Source organism: Brachybacterium kimchii, assembly GCF_023373525.1.
Taxonomy (GTDB): Bacteria; Actinomycetota; Actinomycetes; order Actinomycetales; family Dermabacteraceae; genus Brachybacterium; species Brachybacterium kimchii.
Window position 1 is genome coordinate 2,321,637 of record NZ_CP097218.1, and the last position, 17,723, is coordinate 2,339,359.

At 72.0% G+C, this 17,723-nt stretch carries 18 protein-coding genes; 15 read left to right on the forward strand and 3 right to left on the reverse strand.

Going from position 1 to position 17,723, the window contains the following annotated elements; all coding sequences use genetic code 11:
• Positions 1-69: 69 nt before the first annotated feature.
• The gene (locus M4486_RS10840; protein WP_249477172.1) at positions 70-786 is read left to right on the forward strand and encodes a hypothetical protein; all 717 of its coding nucleotides are present in this window, start codon (positions 70-72) and stop codon (positions 784-786) included.
• A gap of 37 nt (positions 787-823) precedes the next feature.
• On the opposite strand, the gene M4486_RS10845 is transcribed toward M4486_RS10840, so the two are convergent.
• Together M4486_RS10845 and M4486_RS10850 are read right to left on the reverse strand one after the other, a co-directional pair.
• Positions 824-1,234 (reverse strand): DUF6157 family protein, encoded by a 411-nt coding sequence (locus M4486_RS10845; RefSeq protein ID WP_249477173.1) that lies wholly within the window; start codon positions 1,232-1,234, stop codon positions 824-826.
• Positions 1,235-1,326: 92 nt separating this feature from the next.
• A complete protein-coding gene (locus M4486_RS10850; protein WP_249477174.1) occupies positions 1,327-1,920 on the reverse strand; it encodes a DUF4126 domain-containing protein in 594 nt (197 codons plus the stop codon).
• A 59-nt stretch (positions 1,921-1,979) separates the two neighbouring features.
• On the opposite strand from M4486_RS10850, the gene M4486_RS10855 reads away from it, so the two are divergent.
• The 9 genes from M4486_RS10855 (at position 1,980) to M4486_RS10895 (ending at position 12,421) form a co-directional block, all read left to right on the forward strand.
• The gene (locus tag M4486_RS10855; RefSeq protein ID WP_249477175.1) at positions 1,980-2,612 is read left to right on the forward strand and encodes a hypothetical protein; all 633 of its coding nucleotides are present in this window, start codon (positions 1,980-1,982) and stop codon (positions 2,610-2,612) included.
• A 383-nt stretch (positions 2,613-2,995) separates the two neighbouring features.
• Positions 2,996-3,622: a DUF47 domain-containing protein gene (locus tag M4486_RS10860; protein WP_200501450.1), complete on the forward strand. Its 627-nt coding sequence runs from the start codon at positions 2,996-2,998 to the stop codon at positions 3,620-3,622.
• Between the two features lie 8 nt (positions 3,623-3,630).
• The gene (locus M4486_RS10865) at positions 3,631-4,653 is read left to right on the forward strand and encodes an inorganic phosphate transporter (RefSeq protein ID WP_249477176.1); all 1,023 of its coding nucleotides are present in this window, start codon (positions 3,631-3,633) and stop codon (positions 4,651-4,653) included.
• A gap of 554 nt (positions 4,654-5,207) precedes the next feature.
• On the forward strand, positions 5,208-5,693 hold the full coding sequence (locus M4486_RS10870) for a hypothetical protein (RefSeq protein WP_249477177.1): 486 nt from the start codon (positions 5,208-5,210) through the stop codon (positions 5,691-5,693).
• Positions 5,694-6,244: 551 nt separating this feature from the next.
• Positions 6,245-6,667 (forward strand): DUF6069 family protein, encoded by a 423-nt coding sequence (locus M4486_RS10875; RefSeq protein ID WP_249477178.1) that lies wholly within the window; start codon positions 6,245-6,247, stop codon positions 6,665-6,667.
• A gap of 15 nt (positions 6,668-6,682) precedes the next feature.
• Positions 6,683-7,456, forward strand: coding sequence for a CPBP family intramembrane glutamic endopeptidase (locus M4486_RS10880; RefSeq protein WP_249477179.1), 774 nt, complete (start codon positions 6,683-6,685; stop codon positions 7,454-7,456).
• 39 nt (positions 7,457-7,495) lie between these two features.
• Positions 7,496-8,350 carry an Fpg/Nei family DNA glycosylase gene (locus M4486_RS10885; RefSeq protein ID WP_249477180.1) on the forward strand — a complete coding sequence of 285 codons (855 nt, stop codon included), beginning with the start codon at positions 7,496-7,498 and terminating at the stop codon, positions 8,348-8,350.
• A gap of 172 nt (positions 8,351-8,522) precedes the next feature.
• A complete protein-coding gene (pgm, locus tag M4486_RS10890; RefSeq protein WP_249477181.1) occupies positions 8,523-10,166 on the forward strand; it encodes a phosphoglucomutase (alpha-D-glucose-1,6-bisphosphate-dependent) in 1,644 nt (547 codons plus the stop codon).
• A gap of 527 nt (positions 10,167-10,693) precedes the next feature.
• Positions 10,694-12,421, forward strand: coding sequence for a prolipoprotein diacylglyceryl transferase (locus M4486_RS10895; RefSeq protein ID WP_249477182.1), 1,728 nt, complete (start codon positions 10,694-10,696; stop codon positions 12,419-12,421).
• Between the two features lie 77 nt (positions 12,422-12,498).
• On the opposite strand, the gene M4486_RS10900 is transcribed toward M4486_RS10895, so the two are convergent.
• A complete protein-coding gene (locus M4486_RS10900; RefSeq protein WP_249477183.1) occupies positions 12,499-13,074 on the reverse strand; it encodes an arsenate reductase/protein-tyrosine-phosphatase family protein in 576 nt (191 codons plus the stop codon).
• A 122-nt stretch (positions 13,075-13,196) separates the two neighbouring features.
• On the opposite strand from M4486_RS10900, the gene M4486_RS10905 reads away from it, so the two are divergent.
• The 5 genes from M4486_RS10905 to M4486_RS10925 all read left to right on the forward strand — a co-directional run bounded on the left by M4486_RS10905 (position 13,197) and on the right by M4486_RS10925 (position 17,622).
• A complete protein-coding gene (locus tag M4486_RS10905) occupies positions 13,197-13,733 on the forward strand; it encodes a GNAT family N-acetyltransferase (protein WP_249477184.1) in 537 nt (178 codons plus the stop codon).
• Complete coding sequence (locus M4486_RS10910) at positions 13,730-14,806, forward strand: App1 family protein phosphatidate phosphatase (protein WP_249477185.1); 1,077 nt, start codon at positions 13,730-13,732, stop codon at positions 14,804-14,806. The genes M4486_RS10905 and M4486_RS10910 overlap by 4 nt, the downstream gene beginning before the upstream one ends.
• A 274-nt stretch (positions 14,807-15,080) precedes the next feature.
• Entirely contained in the window at positions 15,081-15,626 is a 546-nt protein-coding gene (locus M4486_RS10915) for a GNAT family N-acetyltransferase (RefSeq protein ID WP_249477186.1), read from the forward strand.
• A gap of 10 nt (positions 15,627-15,636) precedes the next feature.
• A complete protein-coding gene (locus M4486_RS10920; RefSeq protein WP_249477187.1) occupies positions 15,637-16,656 on the forward strand; it encodes an aldo/keto reductase in 1,020 nt (339 codons plus the stop codon).
• Positions 16,657-16,677: 21 nt separating this feature from the next.
• Entirely contained in the window at positions 16,678-17,622 is a 945-nt protein-coding gene (locus M4486_RS10925) for a LysR family transcriptional regulator (RefSeq protein WP_249477188.1), read from the forward strand.
• The last annotated feature ends 101 nt before the right edge of the window (positions 17,623-17,723 follow it).

A 17,723-nucleotide genomic window follows, 5' to 3' on the forward strand; every position in this document is an offset into this window, starting at 1 on the left:
CCGGCCGACGGGGAGCCGTTTCCCGGCGCCGACCCAGCGAACATCGAGACCACTCCAGGGATCTCTGCCATGCTCGACCCCATGACCCAGGACCAGCAGGCCGCCTCGGCCACGGAGACCCCGACCGCGCCGACGATCTTCACCGCCTACGAGATCGACGACATGCTCACGCTGAGCGACACGCGGTCGGCGGAGATCACGCGCGACCAGCTCGGCATCCCGGGCGTGCCGGGCTCCGGGCCGGCGACCGAGCACGTGACCGCGGCGGTCAATGCGGGCCTGCGGGCCCGCGGCATGCTCGTTCGCCGCGGCGGCGAGTGGGTGCTGGGCCCGCAGGGCGAGCTCGTGGCGACCACCCTCACCACGGCCGACCGCTGGCTCGGGATCGCCCTCGCGCAGGACGCGGGCATGCGCGCGGCCTTCGTCGTGAAGGCCGGCGGCAGCGTCCTCATGCTCACGCAGGACGACCTGGACTCCTTCCAGGTCACGTCCCTGAGCGGGGCCGACGGGCGCTCGGCGGGCGATGTCCCGAAGGCCGTCGCCCGGGTCGCCACGACCTTCCTGCGCCGCGGCGCCGGGCACACCGTCAGCCTGCGCCGCACCGACATCTCCGACCCGGACTCGACGACGCCGCTCATGCTGCACGTCGAGGACGACGGCTCCTGGCAGTCGGGTCATCTGCCCTTCACCGAGGACGGCGTGCTCTCCGCCTCGCCGATCGCGCTCACGGAGGTCCAGTCCGCGATCGCCGATCTCTGGGAGCGCGGGGAGAGCGGCGGGCGATGACCCTCACGCGCGCCTGAGCCTCGCGCGCGTTCGACCCTCACCCGCGCCGGGAGCGCATCGCCCTGCGCTGCTGCACGTGCGGGTCTGCGGCCAGCGCCTGGTACTGCGCGGAGCCGACCGGCACGAGGGCGACACGGCCCTCGGAGTCGTGGTGGATGCCCCATCCGTACTTCTTGGGCAGCGGTGAGGCACGCAGGCAGGCCTGCGATCTCGCGAAGAACGCCTCGCGCGCCGCGGGTCGCTCCTCCGCGTCGAGTGAGCGTCGGGTGGCGTGGACGTCGAACAGGACGTCGTCGCTGGTGAACTCGTAGGGGTGCTCGGCGATCAGGGCGAACTGGAGCGCCGCGATCGTCGGGGAGCCGTTGCCGAGGGGCGGCTGCACGGCCGTCGTGACCGGGCAGTCCTCCGCCACCTGGATGAAGGTGTCGATGTAGTTCGTGGATCCCATGTGTCGATGATGCCCCTCGGGAGGTCGCGGCCTCTCGGACGAACGCGACAGTCCCCGCCCGCCTGCGCCCGCCCGTCCGTCGATGCGCGCCCTCAGCCGAGGCCCGGTGCCGCGGCCTCCCGGGCCCGTCGGCGAGCACGCACGCGCGACCAGATCCTCAGCGCGCGGTAGATGAGGTACCCGCCCGCGAGCAGCGCGATCACGGCGATCACGCCGGCGACGACGGGCAGGGCGATCGAGAGCGCTCCGACCACGAGCGCGGCCACGTCCTCGGTGCCGGAGACGGCGACGTTCGAGACGGGCTCGGGCGAGGTGTTCACGACCGCGCGGGTCGCAGCCTTCGCGCCGTGGGCGCCGAGGGACGCGAGGAGGCCGATGATCGCGAGCACGACCGCGTGCGTCGTGTCGGTCTCGCCGCCGAGCAGGTAGCCGATGGCGCCGCCCGCGACGGGCCGCACGACGGTGTGGACGACGTCCCAGAACGAGTCGAGGAAGGCGATCTTGTCGGCCGCGAAGTCCACGAGCAGCAGCACGGCGGTGATGACCAGCACGTCGGAGCGCTGCAGGACCTGCGGGATGTCGTCGATGCCCAGGAATCGTCCGCTCATCCCGAGCAGGAACACCATGAGGTACGGGCGCAGGCCGCTCACCCAGCCCGACCCGAGCGTCATCATCACCGCTTCCATGGGCGACAGCGTAGGCGACGGCGGCGTCGCGGCCGGCGCCCCGGGCCTACCCTGGAGGCATGTCTTCGACGCCCTCACCCCGTTTCCGCCGGCCCGCCCCGCTGTTCGCGGCGCGCGCTGAGGAGATCCCGGGCGCGCCCGATCCGCAGCTCGCGACCGACCTGGGCCACGAGAGCGCCCGCGCGCTGCTGGACGGGGTGTATCGCAGCACCGACCCGGCGGTCGTCGAGCGGGTGCTGCACCTGGTGGAGACCGAGGGCCTGGACGATCTCGCCTCGCTGTGGTCGGGCTCCCCGGCGGAGACCCTGCCCGGCGCGCTGTGGCGCCTGTACGTGCTGCACACGTGGGCGCAGCGCAACGCCCATGACGTGGTGCGCCGCTACCGCGAGGGGACGCACACCATCCCCGGCCTGCGCTACCTCGCGGGTGTCGCGGAGCCGCCGGACATCGACCAGGTCCGTGCGACGCTCGACGAGATCCTGCGCGGCGCCTTCACGGGCGACCTGCCGATCGCGCTCGGTCGCGCCGGGGCGGTCGCGGTGCTGTGCGCCCACGGCACCGCGCACCTGGCCGACCGCGAGCAGACACCTGAGCTCCAGCACGCGATGACGACGCAGGCGTCCCGGCTGCTCTCCACGGGCGAGGAGCTCACCGAGGCCGCGCGCATGGCGGAGGCCGGCACCCTGAGCTGACGCCGAGCCCGGGCCGCCCGACGTCGGCGGCCCCGCCTGACGCCCCCCCCAGGCCCCGCCCGCCCTCGGCCGCATTCCCGGATACGGCCCGTCCGTCTCGATCCCCACATCCCCGCGACCCGCGATGCGTCGTGGGTTGCCGATGTCCTACGATGGGACGCGCGTCGGGCCGCGGTTGCCCCGGGCTCCAACATTCGCCGCTTCGAGCGGCCTTCGCGCCGTCAGGCGCACCCGGTCCGGCGCGCCCCTTCTTCTGCGGGCGGCGTCGTCGCCCCTTGGGTGGCGCCCTCGGGCGTCAGCCCTGTTCGCCCGCACTGCCGGCATTCGTGCCGACCCTGTCCGTGCCGAGTATCCGTGCCGACCCGCCCTTGCGAGGAGACGTCGTGGCGTTCCGCTTGTTCTCCCGTCGCTTCGAGAGCTCCCTGCACGACCTCTTCAACGATCTCGCGCAGGTGCTGGTCGCCGGGGCGGAGATCCACTCGCGCACCCTCGGCCAGTCCCCGCGCGACCGGGCCCGCAGCGCCCCGCGCCTGCACGAGCTGGCGAGCGACTCCTCGCAGCTCTCGCACCGGATCGCGAACCGTCTGGCGGACTCGCTGATCACCCCCTTCGAGGCCGACGCCCTCCACGACCTCGCGCTGACCATGTCCGACCTCATGTACTCCCTCGAGCGCACGGCGGAGCTCTCTGCGGCGCGCGGCGCCACGGCCGTGCCCGACGTGCTGCTGGAGGCCGCGCAGCTCATCGAGCGCGGCTGCGAGCTGACGGTCGAGGCGGTCTGGAAGCTGCAGGCGGTCAAGGAGCTCGAGGGCTACGCCCAGGAGATGCGGCGCCTGCGCCGCCACGGCGACGGTCTGGCCCTGCGCGCCCGCACCGAGGTCTACGCGCGCGGCGGCGCGGCGGCGGATCTGCTGCGCGAGCGCGACCAGGTCGAGAGCGTCGAGGCGAGCCTGCGGCTGCTGGACGAGCTGGGACGCACGGCGGACCTGCTGCGCGTCAAGGCACCATAGGCCCGCCGATGCTCTCGCCCTTCTTCGTCGCGGCGGTGTGCCTAGCCCTGGTCATGGCCTACGTGAACGGTCTGCACGACGCCTCGAACGCGGTCTCCACCACCATCGCCACTCGCGCGATGTCCGAGCGCGCGGCCCTGATCCTCGCCGCGATCCTCAACCTGCTGGGCTCCCTGCTGGGGCTCGGCATGTCGCTGACCGGGGCCCGGTGGGCGCTGGACCTCGCGGGCCTGGAGTCCCTCACCCATGGGGACGTCCACGGCGACCCGCTGGTGCCGCCGATGCTCGTGGGCGTGGCGCTCGCCGTGATCTGCTGGTCGGTTCTCACGTGGGCGCTCGGGATCCCCTCCTCGACCTGGCAGGCGATGCTCGGCGCAGCCGCCGGGGCGGCTCTCGCGATGGGGCTGCCGGTGCCCTGGCTCGCGGCGCTCGCGCTGATCGTGCTGCCGCTGGTGGTCGCGCCGGTGGTCAGCGGCGTCGCCTCCTACGCGCTCGCCCGCGGGATCCGCCGCCTGGGCGCGGAGGACCGCATCAGCATCGGGACCCTGCAGTTCCTGCAGACCCTCTCCGCCGGCGCCGTCGCCACCGCCCACGGCTTCTCCGACTCGCGGATCTCGATGGCGCTGATCGTGCTCGCGGCCTCCTACCAGGGCATCGACATGGCGGACACCCCTGCCGCGGTCTCCGCGATGATCGCCGTCTCGCTCGCCCTCGCGCTCGGGACGCTGGTGGGCGGGCACCGCATCATCCGCACGCTCGCGCGCCGCCTGACGAACCTGGCGACGGTCCAGGGCTTCGCCGCCGAGGCCGTCGCGGCGATCGTGGTGCTCGTGGGCGCGAGCGGCACGGGCACCTCCTTCTCGACCTCGCAGTCGCTGACCTCGAGCGTCGTCGGCTCCGGCCTCGCGCTGGGCCCGCGCCAGATCCGCTGGAAGCTGTTCGGCGGGATCCTGGGCATCTGGGTCGCGACGCCGGTCGCGTGCCTGGGGCTGGGCGCGATGTGCACGCTGCTGGTGCACCGCCTCACCTGAGTCCCCGCGTCGCCGCGCGCACCCTGCCGACGTTCGGGACCTCTCGTTATCCTGTCCCGACCCGACGTCGCCTCACAGGAGGTCAGATGCCCTCGCCCGACGAGCGCCCCACCGCACGACCTCGACCCAGCTACGGCCTGCCCGGTCCGAACCCGAACGGGTCGGACCGTCCCTCGGCCGACGGCGGGCGCCCGACGTACGGCCAGTCGGCGCCCGGCGCACCGTCCGCCGGCACGACCGGTGGCACGTCCTCCGCAGGCACGTCATCTGGTGCGCCGTCCGCCGATGCGAGTGGCCCGGCAGGCGTCTCGGCGCCGTCGGGTCCGACGGGCTATGTGCTCCCTCCGAAGGGGCAGCGCGGCTCCGCCGGCGGTCCGGCGGGCTCCGCGGGCGGTCCTGCCGGACCCGGTGGAGGTTCGACGGGCCCCGGTGGCGGTCCGGCCGGCCCCTCGGGCCCGGCGTACGGGCCTGCGGGATCCGGCGGGCCGACGGGCCCCGCGGGAGCGGCCGCGCCGACGCGTCGTCGCGGGAAGCTTCCGCTCATCCTGGGCATCGTGCTCATCGTCGTCGCGCTCGCCCTGGCGATCATCGGCCCGATCATCAGCGTGCGGAACGTCGTCTCGGCGATCGACGCGGACGGCAACGCCATCACCGACGGCAAGGCCGAGGTCCCGCTGGACGAGTTCGACATGATCCTCGTGTACGTCCCGAGCGACGACTCGGGGACCGCCGAGTGCACGTCGTCGAGCCCCGGGGACTCCTCCGTGCAGACGGACACCGGCGGCGGCCAGTCCGTCACCTTCCCCAACGGCACCTCCTACGAGCAGCGCTCGGGGATCCTCGCGACCTCGGACACGACGGTGACCGTCTCCTGCACCGGCACGAGCTCGGCCGACGCGATGTATGTGGGACCGATCAACGTGTGGGGCTTCGTGGTGCCGTTCTTCGGCGGCATCGTGCTGGGGCTGTTCCTCGGGCTGATCGGCCTGGTCCTCACGATCGTGGGGATCGTCCTGATGGTGCGCTCGCGTCGGGCGTGATGCGCATGCCGTCCTCGCAGCCCACCTCCCCCGAGCCCAACGCATCGGATCCGAACCCGCCTCAGCCGGAGGCATCGGGGGCCAGCCCGTCGCAGCCGGACACGACCGAGTCGACCGACGCGAACCCGCCTCAGCCCGAGGCGACCGACGCGAGCCCGCATCAGCCCGAGTCGTCATGGCCCGGAGGGATCCCGCCCGTCGAGCCCCGGCCCCGCTCGTCCTGGCCGGGAGCGCCCCGCCCGGACGACGCCGCAGCGCAGGACCCCCGCGATTCGAACGACTCCGGTGATCCTCACGAGGCCCACGAGTCCCCCAGCCCCACCGGCTCACGGCCCCAGACGGCCAAGCGCACCGCCTCCCGGCATGACGCATCTCGTTCCGCCGCCCCGTCGGGCACCTCCCGCACCGGCGCCTCCCGGCCCGGCGAATCCCGTCGGCCCGGTGCTTCCCGCTCCGGCGCTGCTTCGTCCACCGCGGACGGAGCGAATCCGCCTTCCCGCAACGCGGCCTCGCGCGAGACCTCCCGGTCCGCCGGGTCGCGGCGCGGGCCCGTGGACACGCCGCGCGCCTCACGGGCGATCGCCACGCTCGTGCTCGCCGCGCTCGCGGCGATCCTGGTGTGGGTGGTCGCGACCCCGATCGCCGGGCTCGACCTGCACGCCGGCGGCTGGTCCATCAGCCCCGGCGCGATCATCCCCGCGGTGCTCGTGCCCGGGATCCTCGCGTGGGTGCTGCGCATCGCCTTCGAGCCCTCGCCCCGCGGGCCGATGATCTGGACGATCATCGTGCTCGTGGTGCTCGTGCTGTCCCTGCTCGGCCCGGTGGTGATGGGCGCTTCCGGGCCCATCCTGCTGGCGCTGCTCGCGATGCACGTGCTCGCGGGCGCCGTCCTCGTCGTCGGCCTGCGCGGCCCGCGCGGGACGGTGCACGTCTCCCGCACCCCACGCACCCAGGAGAGGGCCGAACCCCTCTAGGAAGAGATGAGACCGATGATGTCGACTCAGGATCTCTGGACCGCATGCCTGCTGATCCCCGCGCTCGTCCTCGGCATCATCGGGGCCGTGGCCGCTCATCGGCGACGGACCGCCCTCGGCCTCTCCCTCCGCCACGGCGCCGTGACGGAGTTCCTCGCCGGCTGCGGCTTCTCGCTCCCCTTCGTGCTGGTGCTCATCGGGGTCATGGACCTCACCGGCCTCGTGGACGGCCCCGAGTGGATCGGGGGCTGGGCCTCCGCAGCGGGGATCGCGGTGTACTTCCTGGTGCTGTTCCTGCTCGAGGAGATCGCGTTCCGCGCCCTGCTGATGACGGGGCTCGGCGTGCTGATCGGGCGTTCGGGCGCCTGGGTGATCACGGCGGTGGCGGTAGCGGGCGCCTACGCCTTCGCGCCGCACACGGGCGTGCTGCCGGTGGCGGGCGCGATCATCACGAACCTGCTCACGGGCCTTGCGCGCTGGCGGACGGGCCGCATCTGGTGGGGATTCGGGCAGCGCTGGCTGTGGAACACGGCGGTGGTGGCGCTCGGCTTCACCGACAGCGGCTTCGCCCTCCAGGACGGCCTCATGCGCCAGCCGCTCGCGGGACCGTCGTGGTTGACGGGCGGCGGGTTCGGTCTGGAGGGCGGGGTCGTCGGCATCGCCTTCCTGGTGGTGATGATGCTCGGCGTCACGTTGTTCGCCCGAGGGCGCACGGGCCCCTGGCGGATCTCCGCCGGGAGCGGAGCGTCCGACGCGCCCGCCGCGTCGGCCCCCTCCGCACGCGCGTAGTCCCGCTCCCCCGCGACCCCGTCGCCCCATACTGGGGGCATGCCGGAACTGCCCGAGCTCGACGCCGCCGTCGCGCAGATCGACCGACTCCTCACCTCGCGTCGTCTGCACGGCGCGGACGTCGCCGCCATCAGCGTGCTGAAGACGGCGGACCCGCCGCTGGCCGATCTCACGGGCCGCGAGCTCACCGGCGTCAGCCGCCGCGGCAAGCACCTCCTGCTGGATCTCGAGGGGACCTCGCTGGTCATGCATCTGGCGCGCGCGGGCTGGCTGCGGCACCATGCGCAGGCCCCTGCGGGTGCGCCGGGACCGCGGAAGGGCCCTCTCGCGGTGCGCATGGTGTGGGACGACGGCTCCGCCCTGGACGTCACCGAGCAGGGCACCCGCAAGGCCGTCGCGCTGTGGGCCTCCGCCAACCCGGAGGAGCTGGAGACCCTGGCCCGCCTGGGCCCGGAGGCCGATGCGCTCGACGAGGCCGCGTTCAGGGGCATCTGCGCCGGGACCCACGCGCACCTGAAGACGGTCCTCACCGACCAGACCCTGATGGCCGGCATCGGCAGCGCCTGGTCCGACGAGGTCCTCCACACCGCGCGCCTCTCCCCCTTCGCCGCGGCCGACGGCCTGGACCGCGAGGCCGCGCAGCGTCTGCACGCGGCCCTGCGCGAGGTGCTGGACCGCTCCGCGCAGGGACTGCGGGACCTGCCGCTGGACCGCATCAAGAGGGCGAAGAAGTCGCTGCTGCGCGTGCACGGCAGGGCCGGGGAGGACTGCCCCAGGTGCGGGACGACGATCGCGGAGGTCTCCTTCGCCGAAAGGTCCCTGCAGTACTGCCCCACCTGCCAGACCGGCGGTCGGCGTCTGAGCGACCGTCGGATGGACCGCCTGCTGCGCTGACCACGGCTCCTCCCGGGAACCCTCCGGGATCCGCCCCGGAACCCTCCGGGTCCCGTCCCGGAGCCTTCCGGGATCGTGGACAGGCCCCATCTCACGCACCGGGCCCCGGGCGGCGGCGCCCAGCCGCGCTTCCTAGAGTGGGCCGATCGGACCAATCGAGGGAGAGATGATCATGGCGCAGCATGAGCGAGCAGGTCAGAAGGCCCGCCCGGAGGATCTTGTCGACGTCGCAGAGCTCCTGGACGCGTACTACGACCTGCATCCGGATGCGAGCGATCCCGATCAGGCGGTCGTCTTCGGCACCTCCGGCCATCGCGGCTCGTCGCTGGACACGGCGTTCAACGAGGACCACATCGCGGCGACGACGCAGGCGATCGTGGAGTACCGGGCCGCGCAGGGGATCCGCGGCCCGCTGTTCATCGGCCGGGACACGCATGCGCTGTCCACCCCGGCCTTCGACACCGCGCTCGAGGTGCTCGGCGGCAACGACGTCACCGTGCTCATCGACTCGCGCGATGCCTATACGCCGACGCCCGCGGTCTCGCACGCGATCCTCGTGCACAACCGCGGCAAGGGCGGCCAGGATGCGACCCGGGCCGACGGCATCGTCGTCACCCCCAGCCACAACCCGCCGCGCGACGGCGGCTTCAAGTACAACCCGCCGCACGGCGGACCGGCGGGCTCGGACGCGACCGGCTGGATCGCCGACCGCGCGAACGAGCTGCTGAAGAGCGGCCTGAGCGGCGTGCGCCGGATCGAGCGCCAGCAGGCCCATTCCCGCGCCGAGCGCTACGACTACCTCAAGAACTACATCGACGATCTGCCCAGCGTGGTGGACCTCGATGCGATCCGCAGCGCGGGCGTGCACATCGGCGCGGACCCGCTGGGCGGCGCCTCGGTGGACTACTGGGCGATGATCGCCGAGATGCACGACCTGAACCTCGACGTCGTGAACCCGAACGTCGACCCGCAGTGGTCGTTCATGACCCTGGACCGCGACGGCAAGATCCGCATGGACTGCTCGAGCCCGTGGGCGATGGCCTCGCTGCTCGAGGTCAAGGACCGCTACGACATCGCCACCGGCAACGACGCGGACTCCGACCGGCACGGCATCGTCACGCCCGACGGCGGGCTGATGAACCCCAACCACTACCTCGCGGTCGCCATTCGCTACCTCTTCTCCCATCGGCCGGACTGGCCGACGTCCGCGAAGGTCGGCAAGACCATCGTCTCCTCCTCGCTCATCGACAAGGTGACGGCCTCGCTGGGGCGTGACCTGTTCGAGGTGCCGGTGGGCTTCAAGTACTTCGTGCCGGGCCTCATCGACTCCTCGGTGGGCTTCGGCGGCGAGGAGAGCGCGGGCGCCTCGTTCCTGCGCCGCGACGGCAGCGTGTGGACGACCGACAAGGACGGCATCATCCTGGCGCTGCTGGCCTCGGAGATCCTCGCCGTCACCGGGAAGACCCCGAGCCAGCTGCACGGCGAGCTCGTCGAGGAGTTCGGAGCGAGCGCCTACGCCCGCATCGACGCCCCGGCGAACCGCGAGCAGAAGGCGAAGCTCAAGAGCCTCACGCCCGACGCGGTGAGCGCGACCGACCTCGCCGGAGAGACCATCACCGACAAGATGACGGTCGCGCCCGACGGCTCCGCGATCGGCGGCCTCAAGGTCTCCACCGAGAGCTCGTGGTTCGCCGCGCGCCCCTCGGGCACGGAGGACGTGTACAAGATCTACGCCGAGTCCTTCCGCGGCGAGGACCACCTCGCCGAGGTCCAGGAGGCCGCGAAGCAGGTCGTCGACACCGCTCTGGAGGGCTGACTCCGGGCCGACGGAGCACCGCGCAGCGCCCGTCCCGCGACCGTGGGGCGGGCGCTGCGTGTGTGGGGCCGCTCGCGCACGGGCACCACGCGCGTGCGCGCGGGAACGGGTTGTGGTTACCGTAGAGTCTTCAACTTCCGACGCCCGCCTGCCGGGCGACGGTCACTGCGCATCCTGCTTCCCCCGGGGCTCCCCGGTGCTCGGATGCGCTTCCCAGGGCGTTCCCCGCGATGAGCGCTCGTGCACACCGCCATTGCGCGATCGCCGGGAAAGAGGCAGGGTGGTAGTTGGCCAAGGAACAGTAACGAGTCGGCAAAGGGCACACGGAGCTTCCCCGCACATACCCACCGAATCCGCCCGTCTGGTTGGCACGAACATTGCTGACCTGCAAAGACGACGCAAGCCCCGGACTTCGCCCTCGCCATGTATCGTTCCGCAGAGCAATGACCCACACCACGTGGGAACCCCATCCGAAGACGGATCGTCGACCGGCGAGCCGCACAGAGTGACGCGAGGAGAGGAGGCGCATGCGACGCACGACACCCGCACGCAGTGCACGCGATGCACGGCGCCCTGCCCGCGCCATCCATCTGCGCGCCGCCTCCGTCGTCGCACTCGCCGCCCTCGGGGTGGGGGTGGCCCCTGCCGTCGCAGCGCCCCTGACGGGTACGCACTCGGCCATCGTGACGGCCGACAAGAGCGATGCCGTGAGCGATGGTGGCGGCAGCGACAGCGGCGATGAGGAGCAGCAGTCGACCAACACGGCGCAAGAGCGCACCGGCACCTCCACCACTGACGCGGGGAAGGAGTCGCAGCCGTCCAGCGAGCGCCAGCAGGCGCGGACGACCAGCTCTGAGCGCGCGGCGGAGGCAGGGGAAGATCCGACTGAATCAGCAACGCCCCCTGACCCCAGCGCGTCCGGGAGCCCGAGTGGTACCCCAGACCCGACAAACAACACCCCCGCCGAGAACGAAGAAGAAACCTCACCCGGCGAACCGCAGGATGCACCGAGTCTGACCGTTGATACTGCAGGGCCCGGCGAGCAAGCCACGGTGCACGGCGAGAGCTTCTCCACTGCGAAGCAAGTGAAGGTCCGAGCGGAGGCTACGGACGGCAGCTGGGCGACGAAGAACCGTAGGGTCAATATCGAGAACGAAGAGTTTTCCTACAAGTTCACGATCCCGCCGGAGGCTAAGCCAGGGACGGAGTTCACGGTCAATGCTGGGAACCGGAATGGTGAAAGCGCGTCGGGCACTTTCACAGTGTCCGGATCTAAGGACGAGGTGACCCCCACTCTGAGTCTGACGCAAGATCCAGTCAGCCCGAGCTCGAAGATCGATGCCCACGGCGAGCACTTCACCGCCAGCGGACCTGCCACCCTCACGATTGCGGGTAAGAGCGACAGCAGCGCCCACCTCACCGTCGACGGCAATGGTGAGCTCACCGGCGACCTCACTGCCCCGAAGGCCGATGGCAAGTACTCGGTGTTCGCCACGGACGCCAAGGGCGTGAAGTCGAAGACAACCACTCTCACGGTGGAAGCTCCCGAGGAAGGCGGAACGGACACAAACAACCCGCCGTCACACTCCTCTCCTCCGACGTCCTCCGAGTCACCGACGTCAGAGGTCCCCAGTTCACCCTCCTCCAGCGATTCGTCTTCCTCCAGTTCGTCGTCCAGTAGCTCGTCCACCACGACGTCGACCACACCGTCGGACAGCGGCTCGAGTAGCCCGTCCACGACCTCCGAGGTCCCGCCGGCCACGAGCACGCGCGATAGCTCGAAGGAGATCGAGCTGAGCGCGCCGTCGGACGACTCGTCGTCGAAGAGCACGGAGGAGTCCGAGGAGAAGGACACGTCGGAGAAGCCGACGAAGGACGAGGACTCCGAGAAGGCCAAGGACGAGGACAAGAAGACCTCGGACACGCCGCAGCAGACCTCTGACCAGCCGGTGTCCGATGAGCAGAGCGACGCCACCCAGGCCGCCGCGACCATGGATGAGGACGACACCACCTCGAGCGGCCCCACCACCGTCACCACGGAGGACGACGGCGGCGGCCCGCTGGTGAAACTCTTCAGCTCCATCGGCGGCGAGGACGCGAGCGGCATGAACCGCATCCGCCAGGTATTCGTGGCGACCCTGGGCGTCGCCTTCCTGACCGCCGCAGGATTCACCACCGCCTCGTGGCTGAGCCGCCGCAGCGGCACCCACAGCGCCCGCGCCGGCCTGCGCCAGCTGTTCCACCGCAGGCACTGAGCCGACCTGCCGTCGGCCTATCGGATCGGGCGCACTGAATCGGGCATCGACCAAGGCCGGATCACCCGCCGCACGTCTCAGGCGCGGTGCGTCGGCGTCCGTCCCTCGCTCTTGCCCGCACGCTTCTTCGCGCTGTCCAGGGCATCCAACTGCACCCGCAGGTAGAGCACGAGCGAGGGCATCGCGCGGATCATCCCCAGGACCGTGCGGTCGAAGGCCTTCTGCCCCTCGTACCAGGGATCCGGCACCGCCATGTCCTCCTCGCGCGCGTTCGCGGGGACGACGGGGTCGAACTGGCGCCACAGCAGCACATCCGGGCGGGGCTCGCCCTCGGGGATCTGGTCGACCTTGCGGCGCATCGTCGCCGCGTGCTCCGCGGTCATCGCGAGCACCAGGTCCCACTCGACCAGCTCGGACTGGTGGACCGTGCGGGCGGTGTGGTCGAAGGGCTCCTCGAAACCAGCGCTCACCAGGGCCTTCACGGTGCGGTCGTCCATCGGCATGCCCTCGGAGTCCCAGCTGGTGCCGGCCGACCCCACGTCGATGCGGCCCGACAGGCCCTCCTGGACCAGCCCCTGCCGCAGGATGACGGCCGCTGCGGGGGAACGACACATGTTCCCCGTGCACACGGTCAGGACACGGAAATCAGCCACATCGTTATTGTGACAGCACGATGACGCATGCGCGGCCATCCGGAGATATGGCAGGGTGGGAGCGATCCTGGGGTCGAGACTCTTCCAGTTCTCGCACCCCGCGCAGGTAGGATGCCTGACGGGTGAGCGCGGGACCGCTCGTCCCGACGCTGACCCACGAACCGGAGGAGACCATGGTCGACATCATCCGTGCACGCGAGGACGACTGGTCACTCGTCCGCGAGATCCGGCTTCGTTCGCTGAGCACCGACCCCGAGGCCTTCGGCCAGACCTGGGAGCACGAGAGCACCTACGACGACTCCGCCTGGCGCGAGCGCATCGAGGCCGCCGCCTGGTTCCTCGCCGTCGAGAACGAGCAGCCCGTCGCCGTGGTCGCCAGCCGCCACGAGGCGGACTCGCCCGAGAACGAGCGCGAGCTGCAGGCCATGTGGGTCACGCCCGAGGCCCGCAAGGGCGGCATCGCTCAGAAGCTCGCCCAGAGCGTCTGCTCCTGGGCCAAGGAGGACGGCGCCGACACGGTCACCCTGTACGTCGGCCCCGAGAACACCGGCGCCCGCAAGACCTACGAGGCGCTCGGCTTCGCCGACACGGGCGACCGCTGGGAGGTCGTCGAGGACGATCCGCGCTCCTCCTGGATCAAGATGTCGCGCAGCGTGTGACACCCGCGCCTCAGCCCTCGGGCCCGCAGCAGGCGCGCCTGCAGCCGCACTGGTCGGCGCGGATCGAGAACGTCAAGAACGCTGTGGTCAGCCGCGTTCTCGACACCGTGGGCTGGGTGCTGCGGATCAAGCCGTTCACCGGCTTCGGCACCCCCGGACGCGTGCGGATCATCGCGCGCGTGCTGTGGGCCCGGCCGTCGGCCCCCTCCGACTACCACGACCAGCCCGTGTGGGACATGCGCTCGATGGCGGTGCGGGGCTGGCGCAGCTTCATCTCGCAGGTCGCCCCGCACCAGGACGTCCGCATCCACCTCGACGGGCGCGAGTACGCGGTGCGCTCGGACCGCTCGGGCCTCGTGGACGTCGAGCTCGACGCGGACCTGCCGCCCGGCGTGCACATCGCCCGCATCGCGACCACGACCGAGAACACCGTGACCGCCGAGGTCCACGTCCACTCCCCCGACGAGGCGTTCGGCGTGGTCAGCGACATCGACGACACCGTGGTGGTCACCTGGCTCCCGCGGCCGATGCTCGCCTTCTGGAACGCCTTCGTCATCCCGCAGACCTCCCGCCGCGCCGTCGCCGGCATGGCGATGCTCTACCAGCGGATCGCGCGCTGCCGCACCTCCGCCCCGTTCGTGTACCTCTCGACGGGCGCCTGGAACGTGTTCCCCGTGCTCCAGCGCTTCCTCTACAAGAACGGCTACCCCGACGGCCCGCTGCTGCTCACCGACTGGGGGCCCACGAACACCGGCTTCTTCCGCTCCGGCCGCGCTCACAAGGAGCGCACCCTGGAGACGCTCGTCGAGCAGTTCCCGCACGCCCGCTGGCTGCTCATCGGGGACGACGGGCAGCACGACCCGGCGATCTACGCGGCCTTCGCCCGCGCGCATCCCGAGAACGTCGCCGCCGTCGCGATCCGCGAGCTCACCGAGCCCGAGCAGGTGCTCTCCAGCGGCCTGCGCGCCCGCCGCCACCCCGATCTGCCCGCCGACTCCCCCGTGGTGTGGGTGCAGGGGGCCGACGGCCACGCCCTGCTCCACGGCCTGCGCCGCGAGGGCATCGTGCCGTGAGCGGCCCGCGTCCCCGCGTCGCACCGACCGCCAGCCGCGCCCGCTGGCCCGAATCCGCCGGGCCGCATCTGCAGAGCGCGCCCGGTGGCCGCATCCGCCGGGCAGAACCCGACCATGACCAGGATCTATGACAGGATCCAGCCGTTCTCGTGAGAGAACCTGGTCACGAATCACCGGCCGACCAGCTGCCGGCCGTCGGCCGGCCACCGGCTGACCGCCAGCCGACCGACGCCCCCCCCCGCCCGCACCCCACCCGCAGGAGCTCCAGACCACCGTGTCCACCGCCGCCGCCACGCCCGCACCCGCCCCTCGCCCGGCACCGCCCGCGATCCGCGAGGCGACCCCCGCCGACGTCGAGGGGATCGTCCGCGTCGTCAATCTCGCCTACCGCACCCAGGGCGGCTGGACCACCGAGGAGCACCTCGTCGGCGGCGCCCGCACCGACGCCGAGGACGTGCGCGCGGCGATCGCGGACGACACCCACCTGCTGCTGGTCGCCGAGCGCGACGGCGCACTCGTCGGCTGCTGCTACACCGACCGGCAGGGCGACAGCGCCGAGCTGGGCCTGTTCGCGGTCGACCCGACGCTGCAGGCCGGCGGCGTGGGCGGCGCGCTCATGGAGGAGCAGGCGCGACGCCGGGCCGACGAGGGCCTCGCCTCCCTCCACCTGCGGGTCCTCGAGTCCCGCCCGGAGCTGCAGGCCTGGTACGCCCGGCACGGCTTCGTCGAGACCGGCGAGGTGGTGCCCTTCGCGGGCGACGCCGCCGATCTCAAGGTGCCGGGGCTGGGCATGGCGGTCATGGTGCGCGCGCTCGCCTAGGCTTGACCCCATGAGCAACGAGGCCTTCGCGCCCTCCCCCGACCGCTACGAGAGCACCGACTACCGCCGGGTCGGCGACTCCGGCCTGCGCCTGCCGCCGATCTCGCTGGGCTTCTGGCAGAACTTCGGCGAGGACCGCGACCCCGGCACGCTGACCGCGATCGTGCGCCGCGCGTTCGACATGGGCATCACCCACTTCGACCTGGCGAACAACTACGGCCCGCCTCCCGGCAGCGCCGAGTCCCACCTGGGGCGGATCCTCGCCCGCGACTTCGGCCGCCACCGCGACGAGCTCGTCATCTCCACCAAGGCCGGCTATCTCATGTGGGACGGCCCCTACGGCGACGGCGGCTCGCGCAAGTACCTGCTGAGCTCGCTCGACCAGTCCCTGGACCGCCTGGGCCTGGAGTACGTCGACATCTTCTACCACCACCGCGAGGACCCCGAGACCCCGCTCGAGGAGACCATGGGCGCGCTCGCCCACGCCGTCCACTCGGGCAAGGCGCTGTACGCCGGGATCTCGAACTACTCGCCCGAGCACACCCGCGAGGCCGCCCGCATCCTCGAGGGCCACGGGGTGCCGCTGCTCATCCACCAGCCCTCCTATTCGATGTTCAACCGCCATGTCGAGGACGGTCTGCTGGAGACCGCCTCGGATCTGGGCATCGGTCTCGCGGTGTTCTCGCCGCTGCAGCAGGGGCTGCTGACCAGCAAGTACCTCAAGGGTGTGCCGCAGGGATCACGCGCCGCCGGCGCTTCCCCGTTCCTGTCGGCCACCCAGACGGAGGACGAGACGTACCAGGAGCGCGTGCGGGGCCTCGCGAAGATCGCCGAGTCCCGCGGCCAGAGCCTCGCGCAGATGGCCCTCGCCTGGGTGCTGCGCCACCGCGAGGTCGCGACCGCGCTCGTCGGCGCCTCCTCCACCACGCAGCTCGAGCAGAACGTCGAGGCCGCCCGCGGCGCCGAGTTCACCGACTCGGAGCTCGCCGCGATCGACGAGTTCGCGGTCGACGGCACCGGGCGGAAGTGAGCACGACGTGAGCACGCGACGGTGACCGGGCCCGGCGCCCTCACCCTCCCCCAGCTGGAGGCGGTGCTCGCCGTCGCCGACGAGGGCTCGTTCACCATCGCCGCGCAGGTCCTGGGCATCTCGCAGCCCTCCCTCTCCCGGCGCATCCACAGCCTCGAGGAGACGCTCGGGCTGCGCCTGTTCCTGCCCGTCGGCCGGCAGATGCAGCTGACCGACGCGGGACGACGGGTCGCGAACACGGCCCGCCGCACCCTGCAGGACCTCGAGGATCTCCGGCGCCAGGAGGCAGGGGCCGACGGGGCGCTGAGCGGCACGCTGCGCGCCGCCGGCCTGCCCTCGCTGGTCGCGACGCGTCTGCCGAGGCACCTGGGCGCGTTCCATCGCGCGCACCGGGACGTGCGGATCGAGGTGTTCGCGCAGGAGGACCGCGAGCTGCTGGTCGAGTCGGTGCGCACCGGGCGGGCCGACGTCGCGCTCACGGCCGCCGGCCACGTCCCGCCGGACCTGGAGGCTCTCGAGCTGAGGCCGCAGACCTTCCTCGCCGTGGTCCCGCGCGAGACGGGCACGTCGGACGCGCAGGCCACGGTCGGCGCCTTGGACACGTCGGACACGTCGCACGCGCAGGGCACCCTGAGCGCGCGCGACCTCGCGGAGCGGACGCTCGTGACCCTGCCCGAGGGGACGTCGATCCGCGAGGTCACCGAGTCCGTGTTCCGCGGCCTGGGCACCACCCCTCCGCGCGTGATCACCACGACCCAGCGGGACGCCCTGGTGACCCTCGCCCTCGCCGCCGACGGCCTGACCATCGTCCCGGAGGATCTCGCCGAGAGCTCCCCGGCGACGGGCACGCGTCGCCTGCGGCTGCCCTCTGACGTGCAGCGTCCCGTGGTCGCCCTCCACCGCCGGGAGCATCTGCGCACGCCGGCGCTCTCCGCCTTTCTCGAGGTGCTCGCCGCCGACGTGTGAGGCAGCACCCGGGACGTCGTCCATCCCCCGCATCGGAACTCCGAGGATCGACCTGGATTCATACGTTGCGTGCATGCCTTCCGCTCTGACTGCTATTGGAC

Coding starts and splice junctions, on each gene's coding strand:
- M4486_RS10920 (WP_249477187.1), top strand. CDS start 15,637: ATGAGCAACGAGGCCTTCGCGCCCTCCCCCGACCGCTACGAGAGCACC.
- M4486_RS10850 (WP_249477174.1), bottom strand. CDS start 1,920: ATGGAAGCGGTGATGATGACGCTCGGGTCGGGCTGGGTGAGCGGCCTG.
- M4486_RS10885 (WP_249477180.1), top strand. CDS start 7,496: ATGCCGGAACTGCCCGAGCTCGACGCCGCCGTCGCGCAGATCGACCGA.
- M4486_RS10845 (WP_249477173.1), bottom strand. CDS start 1,234: ATGGGATCCACGAACTACATCGACACCTTCATCCAGGTGGCGGAGGAC.
- M4486_RS10840 (WP_249477172.1), top strand. CDS start 70: ATGCTCGACCCCATGACCCAGGACCAGCAGGCCGCCTCGGCCACGGAG.
- M4486_RS10855 (WP_249477175.1), top strand. CDS start 1,980: ATGTCTTCGACGCCCTCACCCCGTTTCCGCCGGCCCGCCCCGCTGTTC.
- M4486_RS10880 (WP_249477179.1), top strand. CDS start 6,683: ATGATGTCGACTCAGGATCTCTGGACCGCATGCCTGCTGATCCCCGCG.
- M4486_RS10895 (WP_249477182.1), top strand. CDS start 10,694: ATGCGACGCACGACACCCGCACGCAGTGCACGCGATGCACGGCGCCCT.
- pgm (WP_249477181.1), top strand. CDS start 8,523: ATGGCGCAGCATGAGCGAGCAGGTCAGAAGGCCCGCCCGGAGGATCTT.
- M4486_RS10865 (WP_249477176.1), top strand. CDS start 3,631: ATGCTCTCGCCCTTCTTCGTCGCGGCGGTGTGCCTAGCCCTGGTCATG.